The organism is Streptomyces sp. MJM8645 (genome assembly GCF_001625365.1).
Classification (GTDB): domain Bacteria; phylum Actinomycetota; class Actinomycetes; order Streptomycetales; family Streptomycetaceae; genus Kitasatospora.
On sequence record NZ_LJJF01000001.1, the window covers coordinates 2,341,685 to 2,356,138 of the forward strand.

The following is a 14,454-nucleotide window of genomic DNA, read 5'->3' on the forward strand; positions in this document are numbered from 1 at the left end:
TGCATTTCACTCCACTAAAGCGCCCCTTAATCCCGCCGGATCTCATTCTTCAGGATGACTGAAATCCTCTGATCCGGCTTTAGATTCGCGCTCTATGAACAATCCAGCGCCTCCCCGCCCGGGTCCGGCCACGAGTCGTCGCCCGGCAGCGCACACCCTTCGCAACCTGGCCACCCCAGCGTCCCGGCCGCGTGTCCCCGCCCTCGCCGCGTACGCCTGCCTGTTGATCGGGCTGATCGACCTCGCGGCCGCCGTCTTCCCCGGCTTCCGCCACAGTCGGGTGCGCCTGCTGGCCGGTCAACTGCCCGGTGGCACCACCACGGTGACCGCGGTCGGCTCGCTGATGGTCGGCGTGCTGCTCGTACTGCTGGCGCACGCGCTGCGCCGCCGCAAGCGGCGGGCCTGGCGGGCGGTGGTCGTGCTGCTCCCGGTGGGTGGGCTGCTGCACCTCCTGCGGTGGCACACCACCGCCACCGGTGTGGTGTCGTTCGCGCTGCTCCTGGTGATGCTGCTGTACCGGCGGGAGTTCTACGCGCTGTCCGACCCGCGCACCCGTTGGCGAGCACTGCTGAGCTTCATCACGGTGGGCGGCGTCTCCCTCGCACTGGGGCTGCTGATCACCAATGTGCACCCGGATTACGAGGCCGGCTCGCCCTCACTGGAGGAGCGGCTGCAGCACACCGCGTACGGGCTCGTCGGAGTCGAGGGGCCGGTGCGTTACACCTCGGACCGGGTCGCGGACCTGGTCGGCTACTCACTCGGCGCGCTCGGTCTGATCACCCTGCTGACCACTTCCTACCTGTTCCTGCGGCCCGAGAAACCGCTGGCGGAGCTCTCCGCGGACGACGAGGCCCGGGTACGTGAGCTGCTCGAACGGCACGGGGCGCGCGACTCGCTGGGGTACTTCGCGCTGCGACGTGACAAGAGCGTCCTGCTCTCGCCGACCGGCAAGGCCGCCATCGCCTACCGCGTCGAGTCCGGTGTGATGCTCGCCTCCGGCGACCCCATCGGCGACGTCGAGGCCTGGCCCGGAGCGATCAAAGCGTTCATGGACGAGGCCAGGCGGCACGCCTGGGTGCCCGCCGTGATCGGGTGCGGCGAAACCGGCGGCGAGGTGTGGACGCGCGAAGCGGGACTGGACGCTCTGGAGTTGGGTGATGAAGCGGTTGTGCACACGGCCGACTTCTCACTGAGCGGGCGGGTCATGCGCAATGTGCGCCAGATGGTCAAACGCGTCGAGCGCAACGGCTACTCCTGCAAGGTCCGCCGGGTCTGCGATCTCGACGACGCGGAGCGGGCGCGGATCGCGGCCGCAGCGGCCCGCTGGCGCGGCACCGACATCGAGCGAGGTTTCTCCACCGCCCTCGGCCGCTTCGGCGACGCGGAGGACACCGGCTGCGTGGTGGTCACCGCACACCAGTCCCCGGACGCCGAATCGGGCGAGGCGGGCGGGAAGCCGGATGCCGACGACCTCGCAGCCGTACTGCACTTCGTGCCCTGGGGCCCCGACGGAATCTCGCTGGAATTGATGCGCCGGGACCGCGCCGCCGACCCCGGCCTCAACGAGCTGCTGATCGTCGCCGTTCTGCAGGCGGCGCCTGCACTCGGGATACGCCGGGTCTCGCTCAACTTCGCGATGTTCCGCTCAGCCCTGGCCCGGGGAGAACGGCTCGGCGCGGGACCGGTGTTGCGGGCCTGGCGAGGGCTGCTCGTACTGCTCTCGCGCTGGTTCCAGATCGAGTCGCTGTACAAGTTCAACGCGAAGTTCCAGCCGGAGTGGGTGCCGCGCTTCCTGGTCTTCCCGCACACCCGCGATCTGCCGCGGATCGGTCTCGCGGCGATGCAGGCGGAGGCCTTCATCACCCTCGGCCGGCCCCGGTGGGGCCGCAAGCCGCTGCGGCAGGGGATCGCGGGGGCGGAAGCCGGCACGACTCGTCCGGCCCCCCGAGCGGAGCGCGTCGCGGGGCCGGACGAGTCATAGGGATGCGGCTAGCCCGTTCAGCAGGCGAGATGGGCGAGTGTGTGCTCTTCGAGGCCGGCGTCCCGCGCCAAGACCGACTGCTGCAACTGCCTCAGCCTGGGCCCCGGTTCGATGCCGATCTCGTCGATGAGGACGCGCCGGATGCGGTTGTAGATCATGAGGGCTTCGGCCGGTCGGCCACTGCGGTACAGCGCAAGCATGAGAAGACCGTGGAAGGTCTCCCGCATCGGCTGTTCGTCGATCAACCCGTAGAGCTCGCCGACCAGCGGCTTGTGCCGTCCCAGGAGCAGTTCCGTCTCGGCCCGCTCCTCCAGCGCGGCCGACCGCTTCTCGTCCAGCTGGTGACCCAGGCTCTGCAATGCCGGAACCGTGGACAGGTCCGCCAGCGCCGGGCCGGTCCACAGCCCGAGCGCCTGGGAGAGCAGCAGCGAGGCCTCCTCCAGCCGGCCCGCCGCCCGCAGCTCCCCGGCACGCAGGCACAGCGATTCGAAGCTGTGCAGGTCCAGGGTGAGCGGGGCGAGTTCCATCATGTAGCCGGGCGGCCTGGTCAGCAGCCCGGACACGTCGAAGCCCGCACCCACCAGATGCTTGCGGAGCCGGGAGACGTACACCTGCAGGGCGGTGGACGCGGTGCGCGGCGGCGTCCCCGACCATAGGGCGTCGATGAGCTGCGGCGCGGACAGTGGGCGGCCGTCGTTCAGGCACAACAGCGCCAGCAAGGCCCGGAGCTTCAACGCCCGCGGGGTGCGCGGCGTCCCACCGTCCGTCTCCACTGCAAGTGCTCCGAGAACGCGAAAGTACACGGTTCTTCTCATCCCCCCGGTCAGAAGACCCGGAATCCTCAGAACCGATGGTCCGGTGAGTCCGGGCATGGTGTGTGAAGAAAGCACAAGTCGCGCCGACAGCCCCTGGCACGGGTTGGCGACTGCACACCTTCACGCATGCGTCCCTCGCCGGCGCGCCCGAATTGCGATGGCGACCCGACGACACCGGGCCACCTGGATTCCCCCCAAGCCGGCCCGGCCTGGTATGCGCCGGGTCACGAATTCAGGACCCTATCACGCGCCGGATGGGCAACCCCCGCCGCTGCGGGAGGAACTCCGGACCGCCGGTTCGGATGCAAAGATTCCGCCTGAATCTATGACCGACGGGCGATTTTCGGGCAATAGTCGAACCACCCTCGCCCGGCTAAGACCCACTGGTCGGAAGCCCTCTCGGATCGAAGAATCAGACATACTGCCAGATTTCAGGATGGCGCTCATAAATAAAGGAATTCCATGGATTCGAGGTTCACCTGAGAGTCCACGCCCGGGCCTGGAGCCGGCCGGCTCCCCCGACGGAAACTCAAGACGGTCCTGATCGCGCCCATCCATCACAGCCCCCTCCACAGGCGGGCAACGGCGCGGCTTGGCTGCGCTCGGTGGACGGGCGGCACCACTCGGCCGGGACGCTGCCGACAGCCCGGGGCGAACCCCTAGCCGTGTCCACTGGCGGGTGAATCCCGGCGCGCCGAGCCCTGAGCGGCTGGCCGATGCTCTACAGTTCCGACCGGAACTGGAGCCGTTCTGCCAGATCAAGCCACTGTTTTGTCTGATGATCGATCCAACGATCGATCAGTGGCTGAGGTGGGGCGGGTGGGACTCGAACCCACGACCAAGGGATTATGAGTCCCCTGCTCTAACCGGCTGAGCTACCGCCCCGGTTCGCCGCGTGCGCCGGTCGTCGACCACGGCAGCAGCAGACGGCCCCGAAAGGACGTCCCGGGCAGCATAGCCGGTCGATCACCCGTGGTGCGCGCCGGGGGCGCGCACGGGTGCGCACAGGCGTGCGCCTGTCCTGGTTGCGCAGTTCGGGTGGCGCCCGGACGGCCCCACGGGCAGCCTGGACGGATGACGACACGTGGGACGGGAGCCGCCGCCGGGGCGCTCACGGTGCTGCTGGCCGCGGCGGGCTGCACCACCTCGGCCGGGCCCGGCGGGGGCGCGCCGACGGTCAGCTCGGCTCCGGCCACCCCCTCCAGCCACCCCTCCGCCCGTCCCTCCGGATCCGCCTCGGCCTCCGGCGGCGGCCACGGCTGGAGCCGGCAGCGGCTCAGGGGCGCCGTCGCCAGGCACACCGGGGTCACCCGCACCGCCAGGCCCACCGTGCTCAACGGCCTGGTCGGCGCCGTCTTCACCCGCAACGCGGACGGCGACCACTTCTGCACCGCCAGCGTCGTCGACAGCGCCGGGCTCAACCTCATCGTCACCGCCGCGCACTGCGTCTGGGACCCCCAACTCGGCCAGCGCAGCGACCTCGTCTTCGTCCCCGGCTACCGCAACGGCGACACCCCCAGCGGCGTCTGGCCGCTGATCGCCGTCACCGTCGACGACGGCTGGAAGGACCACGCCGACCCGGACGTGGACGTCGCCTTCGCGGTCGTCCAGGCCCAGAACGGGCAGCAGGTGCAGCAGGTGCTCGGCGCCAACAAGCTGGGCGTCGGCCTCGGCTACCAGCTGCCCGTGCGGATCACCGGCTACCCCGGCACCAGCGACGTCCCGATCACCTGCGCCAACAACACCACCGAGCAGAGCTCCACCCAGCTGCGGATCGACTGCCCCGACTACACCGGCGGCACCAGCGGCAGCCCCTGGGTGACCGACTTCGACCCGAGCACCAGGACCGGCACCGTGGTCGGCGTGATCGGCGGCTACCAGCAGGGCGGCGACAGCCCGGACACCTCGTACAGCAGCTACTTCGGCGACCGCGTCCAGGCGCTCTACGACCGGGCCACCGGCTGACCGGAGGGGCGGCAGTGGCGCCGCCGGGCACGGCCTGATAGATCTTCCTCTCGAACGGCGGAACGCACGAACCCGGTGCCCGCCCCGAGGAACGAGACGGAGCCCCGATGGCCCCCCGCCCGGCACGGCCCCCGCGCGCCGCACGGACGGTCGCGCTGGCGGCCCTGCTGCTCGCCGCCGGAACCGCGTGCGACGGCGGCGAGCAGGACCAGGCGCCCGCCGCCGAGGTCGCGCAGCAGAGCAGCACCCGCGACCGGATCGGCACCCTCTCGGTCCGGACGGCGCAGGGCCCCCGGGCCTGCACGGCGAGCGTCGTCCGCAGCCCCAGGCACAACCTGCTGGTCACCGCGGCGCACTGCGTGCAGAACCGCCGGATCGGCCTGCTGGACGGCCTGGTGTTCACCCCCGGCTACCGCAACGGCTTCATCCCGTACGGCAGTTGGCCGGTGAAGTCGATCACCGTCGACCCGCGCTGGGCGGACGACGACGACCCCGAGTACGACGTGGCCTTCGTCACCGTGGGCACGGTCGGCGGCAAGCAGGTCGAGGACTCCGTCGGCGGCAACCCGATCGCCACCGGCCAGGGCTTCGGGCTGGCCGTCTCGGTGACCGGCTACCCGAACGAGCGCGACGAGCCGATCACCTGCGCGGCCAGGACCCGCTCGCAGAGCCCGACCCAGGAGCGCTTCGACTGCGACGGCTACACCGACGGCACCAGCGGCAGCCCGTGGGTGACGGACAGCGGCACGGTCGTCGGCGTGATCGGCGGCTACCAGGAGGGCGGCGAGACGGCCGGCACCTCCTACAGCGTCACCTTCGACCAGCGGGTCTCCGCGCTCTACCGGGAAGCGACCGCCTGAGCCCGGGAGGCGCCCGTCCGAGCCGCCCGACCCGTCGCGAGGTGACGAAGGCAACACGAAGGCCCCCCGGTCATCCGAGGGGCCTTCGCTCTGAGCAGTCACCGGGCGGACCCGATGAAGCTCCCGCATTTGGACTCGAACCAAAAACCTGCCGGTTAACAGCCGGCTGCTCTGCCAATTGAGCTATGCGGGATCGCGGTACCGAACTTCCGTACCACGGACGGGAGGAGGCCTCTTGCAAGACCTCTCCCGAGCTCCCCCAATTGGACTCGAACCAATAACCTGCCGATTAACAGTCGGCTGCTCTGCCAATTGAGCTATGGGGGATCGGCTTCCGCCTCGGCCCCCGGTTCCCCGGGCTCCTCGGCGCTCGCTGCGGGACATACATTAGCGCACTCGGGGGGTGGTCCGCCAATCGCTTTCGCCGGACCGCTCCCCGGACCGCCCCCGGGCTCCCGCCCGGCGTGCCCGGCGCGCGCCCGGCACGGCCCCCGGGGATGCTGGGGGGCACGGACGGTTCGCCGTCCCGACGGACGGGTAGGGCAATGCGGCAGAAGGCCGCCAGGAGAGGGTGGATCCGATCATGTGGAAGCTGTCGTTGGCCGCGGGGTTCGCGGCCGGCTACGTCCTGGGCTCCCGGGCCGGGCGCCGGCGCTACGACCAGATCACGAAGGTCACCCGGAAGATCGCCCAGAACCCCACGGTGCAGGGCGCGGCCGACCGAGCCCGGCAGCAGGCCGGCGCGGTCGCCGGGAAGGCCGCCGGCGCCGTCGCGGACAAGGTCGGCGACCGGCTGCCGAACGCCGTCACCGACCGGGTGCCGTACTTCAACCGTTCCCGGGCCGAGGACGACGGCTGGGGTACCTTCCGCCCGTGACGGGACGGTGACGCCAGGGTGTACCAGGGCCCTGCGTCCGGTCCCGAACGGGCAACACCTCACCCGGCCCGGACGCGTCCCGGGCCGGGCTGAGGCATGATCTCGACATGGCCATCGTCGCGGGGATAGACAGCTCGACCAACCGCACCCGGATCGTCGCGTGCGACGCCGACACCGGCGCCGTCCTGCGCTCCGGCAAGGCACCGCACCCCGTCCCCGAGGACCCGGACACCCGCCCCGGCGAGGCCGACCCGCAGCTCTGGCTGCACTCGCTCGGCGACGCCGCCGCCGGCGGCCTGCTGGAGGGCGTCCGGGCCATCGGCGTCAGCGCACAGCAGCACGGCATGATCGGCCTGGACGCGGGCGGCGTGCTGGTCCGGCCGGCGATCCTCTGGAACGACCCGCGCTCCAGCGGCGCCGCCGCCAAGCTGCTGGACGCGCTCGGCGGCCCGGCCGCCTGGACCGCCGCGATCGGCGCCGTCCCCAGCCCGACCTACACCATCGCCAAGCTGCGCTGGCTGGCCGAGTTCGAGCCGGCCAACGCCCGCCGGGTGGCCGAGGTCCTGCTGCCGCACGACTGGCTGGTCTGGCAGCTCCTCGGCCACCCCAGGCGCCGCACCACCGACCGGGGCGACGCCTCCGGCACCGGCTACTGGTCCCCGATCACCGGCGAGTACCGGCAGGACCTGGTCGAGCTGGCACTCGGCCACGAGCTGCGGCTGCCCGAGGTGCTCGGCCCCGCCGAACCCGCCGGGCACACCCCCGAAGGCCTGCTGATCTCGGCCGGCACCGGCGACAACATGGCCGCCGCGCTCGGCCTCGGGCTGCGCCCCGGCGACGCGGTGGTCTCGCTCGGCAGCGCCGGAACGATCTTCGCCGTGCACGACCAGGCCGTGGTGGACGCCACCGGGCTGATCTCCTCCTTCGCCGACGCCGCCGGCCGCCACCTCCCGATGGTCGCCACCCTCAACGCCGCCCAGGTGCTCCGCGCCACCGCCGCCATGCTCGGCCGGGACCTGGACGGCCTGAGCGACCTCGCCCTGCACTCCTCCCCCGGCGCGTACGGGCTGGTGCTCCTCCCCTACCTGGACGGCGAGCGGACGCCGGCCCTCCCGCACGCGGCCGGCACCCTGACCGGCCTGCGGGCCGAGTCGATGACGCCGCAGCACCTGGCCCGGGCCGCCGTCGAGGGCATGCTGTGCAACATCGCGGACGCCCTCGACGTGCTGCGCGCCCAGGGCGTCGCGGTGCGGCGGGTGTTCCTGCTCGGCGCGGCCGGGCGGCTGCCCGCCGTCCGGCACATCGCCCCGCCGCTGTTCGGCGTCCCGGTCGTGGTGCCGCCGCCGGGCGCCCACGCCGCCCGCGGGGCCGCCCGGCAGGCCGCCTGGGCGCTGGCCGGCACCCCGGAGCCGCCGGAGTGGGAGCTGCCGGACGCCGAGACCGTCGAGCCGGACGGGGAGCAGGACCTGGCGATCGGTTCGGCAGTGCGCCAGCAGTACCGCGCCGCCCGCGAACAGATCCACCCGGAGACGGCGGCCTGAACCCGGCTGCGGCGGCCTGGAGGCGGCCCGCGGCGGCCTCACCGGCCGGGGACGGCAGCGCCCGACCCCGACCCCGACCCCGGCCGGTGAAGATGCGTCACCCGGCGGCCGGTGGCAGCGTGGGACGGGACACGGCCACCGACATGAAGGGCGGCAGGACTCCATGGCGCTGCACAAGGGGGCCCGCAACGACCGCCGGCTGAGCATCGGGCCGCTCGTGGGCGCCGCCGACCCGCTGGGCTCGATGAAGCTGGCACCGCCGCTGCACCGGCTCGGCGAGGGGCCCGTCACGGCCGACACCGCGTACCAGCTGATCCACGACGAGCTGATGCTGGACGGCAACGCCCGGCTCAACCTGGCGACCTTCGTCACCACCTCGATGGAGGCGCAGGCCGCCCGGCTGATGACCGAGTGCCTGGACAAGAACATGATCGACAAGGACGAGTACCCGCAGACCGCCGAACTGGAGCGGCGCTGCGTGGCGATCCTCGCCGACCTCTGGCACGCCCCCGACCCGGACGCCACGGTCGGCTGCTCCACCACCGGCTCCAGCGAGGCCTGCATGCTGGCCGGCATGGCGCTCAAGCGCCGCTGGATGCACCGCAACGCCGAGCGCTACGCGGCCGGGGCCCGGCCCAACCTGGTGATGGGCGTCAACGTGCAGGTGTGCTGGGACAAGTTCTGCACCTTCTGGGAGGTCGAGGCCCGCACCGCGCCCATGGAGGGCGGGCGCTTCCACCTCGACGCCGAGCACGCGGTCGCGCTGTGCGACGAGGACACCATCGGCGTGGTCGGCATCCTCGGTTCCACCTTCGACGGCTCCTACGAGCCGATCGCGGAGATCTGCGCGGCCCTGGACGACCTCCAGCAGCGCACCGGCCTCGACGTCCCGGTGCACGTGGACGGCGCCTCCGGCGGGATGGTGGCGCCCTTCCTCGACCCCGAGGTGGTCTGGGACTTCCGGCTCCCCCGGGTCGCCTCGATCAACAGCTCCGGGCACAAGTACGGCCTGGTCTACCCCGGCGTCGGCTGGGCCCTGTGGCGCGACCAGGAGGCGCTGCCGGAGGAACTGGTCTTCCGGGTCAACTACCTCGGCGGCGAGATGCCGACCTTCGCGCTCAACTTCTCCCGCCCCGGCGCCGAGGTCGTCGCGCAGTACTACATCTTCCTGCGGCTCGGCCGGGACGGCCTCCGGGCCGTCCAGGGCGCCTGCCGCGAGGTCGCCACCCACCTGTCCGGGGCGATCGAGCACATGGGCGGCTTCCGGCTGTTGACCCGCGGCGACCAGTTGCCGGTCTTCGCCTTCACCACCGCCGACGACGAGCCGTTCGACGTGTTCGACGTCTCGCGGCGGCTGCGCGAGCGCGGCTGGCAGGTGCCCGCGTACACGTTCCCCGAGAACCGGACGGACCTGTCGGTGCTCCGGGTGGTCTGCCGCAACGGCTTCTCGCTGGACCTCGCCGACCTGCTGCTGGCCGACCTCTCCCGGCTGCTGCCGGAGCTGCGGCGCCAGCCCGGCCCGCTCAAGGAACTCGGGGTGCCGACCCGGTCGGGCTTCCACCACTAGGGCCTGGGTCCGCCGGGGCGTGAACACGGCGGGGCGTGATCACGGTGGGGAGAGCGCTGCGAAGCGCCCTCCCCACCGTGCGTCCCGGACGAACCGGGGCAGCCTCCCCCCGCGAGGCTGCCCCGGCCGGTGGGGGAATCGGGACGTGCTGCCGGAGCGGGGACCGGTGACCGGTCCGCGTCCGAACGACGCCGTCGGGCGGCGAACCGCGCCGACCAGAGAACTGTGCACGACGGACACGTGCACATGCGAGCGTTCCCGGGGGTTGTGAGACACTTCCGTCCGTCTCAGCGCCATGACCTGGGGTTTGGGACGCCGGACCGGTGAGTTTGGAGAAGCGGAGACACCCGAACGGCCCGGGCCGGAGCCCGTTCCGCTCTCCCCGTCCCCCCGTTCCCGTCTCGCATCGTTGGAAGGCCCCATGGGTTCCGCCTGGAAGAACCTGCCCGAAGAGCTGTCCGGACCCGCCCGGCTCCTGGCCGAGGAGCTCCGGGCCATCAAGGACGCCGCCGGACTCTCGCTGTCCGAGCTCGCCGCCCGGACGCACTACAGCCGGGCCTCCTGGGAGCGCTGGCTGAACGGCAAGCGGGTCATCACCGGGCAGGCACTGGAGGCGCTGACCAGGGCGGTGGACTGCGACGGGCCGGCCCTGCGGGCGCTGCGGGAGCAGGCCGTGGCGGGGCCCGAGGAGGACGGCGAGCCCGGCGCCCCGGAGGAGCCCGCCGCGCAGGCGGCCCCCGAGCGGCCCCGGGCGGCGCAGCCCCCGACGGACCGGACCGGCGCGCCCGCCACACCCGCTGCCTCCGACGTACCCGATGTGACCGACGTACCCGATGTGACCGATGTGACCGTCGCACCCGGCGAGCCCGGCGGCGCCGTGACGGCACCCGTGACGTGGTGGCGGCGCCCGGCGACGCTGCTGACCGGCGCCGCCCTGCTGGTGTCCCTGCTGGTGCTGGTCGGCCTGCGGGCCACCCGGCACCAGGAGCAGCCCCAGACCGTCGCCGAGCCCGTCCCTACCGCCACCGCGGCCAAGCCCGTCCCGGGCGCTCCCGTCTGCCAGGCCGTCGGCTGCGCGCACAAGGACCCCAAGGCCACCGGCTGCGGCAAGGACGCCCGGACCCTGCAGACCGACGTCATCGGCAAGGTCGTCGTCTACCTCCGGTACAGCCAGACCTGCCAGGCGGCCTGGGCGGCGATCACCGAGGGCGAGCCGAACGACTACGCGACCATCACCGACGACTCCGGCCAGAGCGAGACGGCGCTCATCCACTGGGGCTACGACAACTACTCGTCGATGCTGGACGCGGCCGACCCGGCCGTCACCTTCCAGGTCTGCGGGTACCAGCCGGCCGGGCACGTCTGCACCTCGCCCGTCTCCGGCCTGGCCGCCGTGGTGGCCTCCACCCCGATCCCGATCGGCCCCGCCTCGCCGCCCCCGGGCACCGGCCCGGACGCGGCGGCCACCGACCCGCCCTCCCCGGCACAGCCGACCGACACACAGCCCGCCACCGCGCAGCCCTCCCCAGGCCGGTCCTAGGGTCCCCAGCTGGTCCCGGCCGGGGACCGGCGGGCCGCTCAGTCGAGATACCCGCGCAGCTGCGCCGCGAAGGCGTGGTCGCGGAGCTTGATCAGCGTCTTCGACTCGATCTGGCGGATCCGCTCCCGGGTCACGCCGAACACCGTGCCGATCTCCTCCAACGTGCGCGGGCGGCCGTCGTCCAGCCCGTAGCGGAGCTGGACGACCTGGCGCTCCCGCTCGCCCAGGGTGGCCAGGACGGCGTCCAGGTGCTGGCGCAGCAGCAGGAAGGTGGCGGACTCCGCGGGTGAGGCGGCGTCGGCGTCCTCAATCAGGTCGCCGAGCGCGACGTCGTCCTCCTCGCCGACCGGGGTGTGCAGCGAGATCGGCTCCTGGGCCAGCCGGAGCAGTTCGCGCACCCGCTCCTCGGTCAGCTCCAGGGCGGCGGCGATCCCGGCCGGGGTCGGTTCCAGCCCGCGCTCCTGCAGCAGGGCGCGCTGCACCCGGATCACCCGGTTGATCAGCTCGACCACGTGCACCGGCACCCGGATCGTCCGGGCCTGGTCGGCCAGCGCCCGGCTCATCGCCTGCCGGATCCACCAGGTCGCGTACGTGGAGAACTTGTAGCCGCGGGCGTAGTCGAACTTCTCCACCGCCCGGATCAGGCCCAGGTTGCCCTCCTGGATCAGGTCCAGCAGGGTCAGTCCGCGGCCGACGTAGCGTTTGGCGACGGACACCACGAGCCGCAGGTTCGCCTCGATCAGCCGGCGTTTGGCGATCCGGCCGCGCACCACCAGGGTGTCCAGTTCGCGGGCCGGCGGGTCGGACGGCGGGGGGTCGCCGTTCAGCCGCTCCTCGGCGAACAGGCCGGCCTCGACCCGGCGGGCCAGCTCCACCTCCTCGGCGGCGGTGAGCAGGCGGACCCGGCCGATCTCGCGCAGGTACTGGCGGAGCAGGTCCGGCGCCGGGCCGGCGTCGCCCTCGGCCTGCGGGCGGGGCTCCTCCTCGTCCCCGTCGCCGGGCGCCGGGTCCTCGGCGTCGGGGTCCGTCTCCGGGGCCTCGGGGTGGCCCTGCGGCACGCCGCGGGCGCCATCCGGGGGCGCGGCCCCGGCCCGGCCGTGGTCCGTCTCCCGGTCCCCGGCCGGGCCGGCGGGGTGCGGTCCGGTGCCGGCGCCGGGCGGTGCGGCGGTCAGCGCGCCGGTCGGTGCGGCGGTCGGGCTGGAAGTCGGGCTGGAGGTCGCGGCAAAGCCTCGGTCCACGGGCATCCCTCGGGGCGGGCGCGACTCTGGCGGACCCGCGCTGAACGGAGGTGGGACGCCCTCCAGTGTGCGGTACGCCACACTCCGTGGCCGAGACTCGTGCGTCGACTTTCTGGGCCGCTCCCACGGCCCCGCCGCGCTCCTACAGCGCCGCCGCGCCCTGGCTGCGGAGCTGCTGGCCGTACTGCTGGAGCTGCCACAGCTCGGTCTGCACCGCGTGCTGCTGCTCGGCGTCGGCCCGGTGGCCGAGCCGCTGCAGGTAGCCGCGGACCTCGGCGATCCGCCGGTCCACCGCCAGCAGGCGCAGCTTCACCAGGAACTCCCCGGCGTAGACCGCGTCCACCTTCCGGCGGGAGCGCACCGGCTCGACGGTCAGCTCGGTGACGAGCGAGCGCACCTGGTCGTCCGGGGCCGCCTCGCGCACCACGCTGGTGAAGTCGGGCAGCGTCGCCCCGTACGCGGCGCCGCCGGCCTTGGCGATGGCCTGCCGGACGGCCGTGTACGGCAGGGTGGGGAACTCGTCCTCGCCGTAGTGGTCGAAGGCCGGGCTGACCAGGTCCGGGTGCTGGAGCGCCAGCTTGAGCAGCTCCCGCTCGACGAACTGGGCCGGGTCGCGCGGGTTGAGCCGGAAGGCGGGCTGCGCCGGGCGCACCGGCGCGGGCTCGGCGCGGCGGCCGCGGTCGGCGCCCCGGGGGTTCTGCTGGCGCTCGCGGTCCCAGCGGGCCAGCTGGGAGACCCGGCGGACGACGAAGGGCTCGTCCAGGATGCCGAGCATGCCGGCCAGGCGGACGGCGTACTCGTGCTGGATCGAGCGGTCCTTGATCTTGGCGACGATCGGGGCCGCCTCCTCCAGGGCCGCCGACCGCCCCTCCGGCGTCTCCACCCGGTGCTTGGACACCGCCGAGACCAGCGCGAACTCGAACAGCGGGACGGGGTTGTCGATCAGCTGCTTGACCGCCTCGTCGCCCTGGGCCAGGCGCAGTTCGCACGGGTCCATGCCGCCCGGGCTGACCGCGATGGAGGTCTTGGCGGCGAACTTCTGGTCGTCCTCGAAGGCCCGCAGGGCGGCCTTCTGGCCGGCCGCGTCGCCGTCGAAGGTGAAGACCGTCTCGCCGCGGTACTGCGAGGTGTCCATCAGCAGCCGACGGATGATCTTGATGTGGTCCTCGGCGAAGGCCGTACCGCAGGTGGCCACCGCCGAGGTGACCCCCGCCAGGTGGCAGGCCATCACATCGGTGTAGCCCTCGACCACGACCGCGCGGCCCGACTTGGCGATCTCCTTCTTCGCCAGGTCGATGCCATACAGCACGTGCGACTTCTTGTAGATCGGCGTCTCGGGGGTGTTCAGGTACTTCGGGCCGTTGTCGTCCTCGCGCAGGCGGCGGGCGCCGAAGCCGACCACCTCGCCCGCGATGTCCCGGATCGGCCAGACCAGCCGGCCCCGGAAGCGGTCGATCAGGCCGCCGCGCTGGCCCTGCGAGGCCAGGCCGCCGAGCAGGATCTCCTTGTCGGTGAAGCCCTTGCCGCGCAGGTAGCGGACCAGGTGCTCCCAGCCCACCGGGGCGTAGCCGACGCCGAAGGTCTTCGCGGCCTCCTCGTCGAAGCCGCGCTCGGCCAGGAAGCGGCGGCCGATCTCCGCCTCCGCCGAGGCCAGCTGCTCCCGGTAGTAGGCGGCGGCCACCTTGTGCGCCTCGACCAGGCGGGTCCGCTCGCCCTGCTGGTGGCGGGGGCTGTAGCCGCCCTCCTCGTAACGCAGGGTGATGCCGGCCTGGGCGGCCATCCGCTCGACGGCCTCGGCGAAGGTGAAGTGCTCGATCTTCATCAGGAAGGCGATGGTGTCGCCGTTCTCCTGGCAGCCGAAGCAGTGGAAGACGCCCTTGGCGGGGTTCACGTAGAACGAGGCGGACTTCTCGTCGTGGAAGGGGCAGACGCCCTTGTACTCGCCGCCGCCACCGTTGGTGAGCTGAACGTAGTCGCCGACCACGGCGTCGATCGGCAGTGCGCTGCGCACCGCTTGTACGTCTTCGTCCCTGATCCGCCCGGCCACCCCGGAAGTCTACTGGGGTGGCC

At 72.7% G+C, this 14,454-nt stretch carries 10 protein-coding genes and 3 tRNA genes; 7 read left to right on the top strand and 6 right to left on the bottom strand.

Going from position 1 to position 14,454, the window contains the following annotated elements; genetic code table 11:
• Positions 1–94 precede the first annotated feature (94 nt).
• Entirely contained in the window at positions 95–1,981 is a 1,887-nt protein-coding gene (locus A6F73_RS10010; protein WP_079135571.1) for a phosphatidylglycerol lysyltransferase domain-containing protein, read from the top strand.
• Positions 1,982–1,998: 17 nt separating this feature from the next.
• On the opposite strand, the gene A6F73_RS10015 is transcribed toward A6F73_RS10010, so the two are convergent.
• Together A6F73_RS10015 and A6F73_RS10020 are read right to left on the bottom strand one after the other, a co-directional pair.
• Complete coding sequence (locus A6F73_RS10015) at positions 1,999–2,754, bottom strand: AfsR/SARP family transcriptional regulator (RefSeq protein WP_063347476.1); 756 nt, start codon at positions 2,752–2,754, stop codon at positions 1,999–2,001.
• 853 nt (positions 2,755–3,607) lie between these two features.
• A tRNA-Ile gene (locus A6F73_RS10020) sits at positions 3,608–3,681 on the bottom strand.
• Between the two features lie 189 nt (positions 3,682–3,870).
• Here A6F73_RS10020 and A6F73_RS10025 point away from each other — a divergent pair.
• Both A6F73_RS10025 and A6F73_RS10030 read left to right on the top strand, forming a co-directional pair.
• Positions 3,871–4,761, top strand: a complete 891-nt coding sequence (locus A6F73_RS10025) for a hypothetical protein (RefSeq protein WP_063347477.1) — start codon at positions 3,871–3,873, stop codon at positions 4,759–4,761.
• 107 nt (positions 4,762–4,868) lie between these two features.
• Positions 4,869–5,621, top strand: a complete 753-nt coding sequence (locus tag A6F73_RS10030; RefSeq protein ID WP_063347478.1) for a trypsin-like peptidase domain-containing protein — start codon at positions 4,869–4,871, stop codon at positions 5,619–5,621.
• Positions 5,622–5,741: 120 nt separating this feature from the next.
• Here A6F73_RS10030 and A6F73_RS10035 read toward each other — a convergent pair.
• A tRNA-Asn gene (locus tag A6F73_RS10035) sits at positions 5,742–5,814 on the bottom strand.
• Between the two features lie 61 nt (positions 5,815–5,875).
• A tRNA-Asn gene (locus A6F73_RS10040) sits at positions 5,876–5,948 on the bottom strand.
• 256 nt (positions 5,949–6,204) lie between these two features.
• On the opposite strand from A6F73_RS10040, the gene A6F73_RS10045 reads away from it, so the two are divergent.
• The 4 genes from A6F73_RS10045 (at position 6,205) to A6F73_RS10060 (ending at position 11,146) form a co-directional block, all read left to right on the top strand.
• Positions 6,205–6,498, top strand: a complete 294-nt coding sequence (locus A6F73_RS10045) for a hypothetical protein (protein WP_347878532.1) — start codon at positions 6,205–6,207, stop codon at positions 6,496–6,498.
• Positions 6,499–6,605: 107 nt separating this feature from the next.
• Positions 6,606–8,039 (top strand): FGGY family carbohydrate kinase, encoded by a 1,434-nt coding sequence (locus A6F73_RS10050; RefSeq protein ID WP_063347479.1) that lies wholly within the window; start codon positions 6,606–6,608, stop codon positions 8,037–8,039.
• Between the two features lie 163 nt (positions 8,040–8,202).
• A complete protein-coding gene (locus A6F73_RS10055; RefSeq protein WP_063347480.1) occupies positions 8,203–9,606 on the top strand; it encodes a glutamate decarboxylase in 1,404 nt (467 codons plus the stop codon).
• Positions 9,607–10,027: 421 nt separating this feature from the next.
• Positions 10,028–11,146 (top strand): XRE family transcriptional regulator, encoded by a 1,119-nt coding sequence (locus A6F73_RS10060; RefSeq protein ID WP_063347481.1) that lies wholly within the window; start codon positions 10,028–10,030, stop codon positions 11,144–11,146.
• Positions 11,147–11,184: 38 nt separating this feature from the next.
• Here A6F73_RS10060 and A6F73_RS10065 read toward each other — a convergent pair whose 3' ends face one another.
• Together A6F73_RS10065 and dnaG are read right to left on the bottom strand one after the other, a co-directional pair.
• Positions 11,185–12,384 carry an RNA polymerase sigma factor gene (locus tag A6F73_RS10065; RefSeq protein WP_244293346.1) on the bottom strand — a complete coding sequence of 400 codons (1,200 nt, stop codon included), beginning with the start codon at positions 12,382–12,384 and terminating at the stop codon, positions 11,185–11,187.
• A 142-nt stretch (positions 12,385–12,526) separates the two neighbouring features.
• The gene (dnaG, locus tag A6F73_RS10070; protein WP_063347483.1) at positions 12,527–14,431 is read right to left on the bottom strand and encodes a DNA primase; all 1,905 of its coding nucleotides are present in this window, start codon (positions 14,429–14,431) and stop codon (positions 12,527–12,529) included.
• Positions 14,432–14,454: the final 23 nt, after the last annotated feature.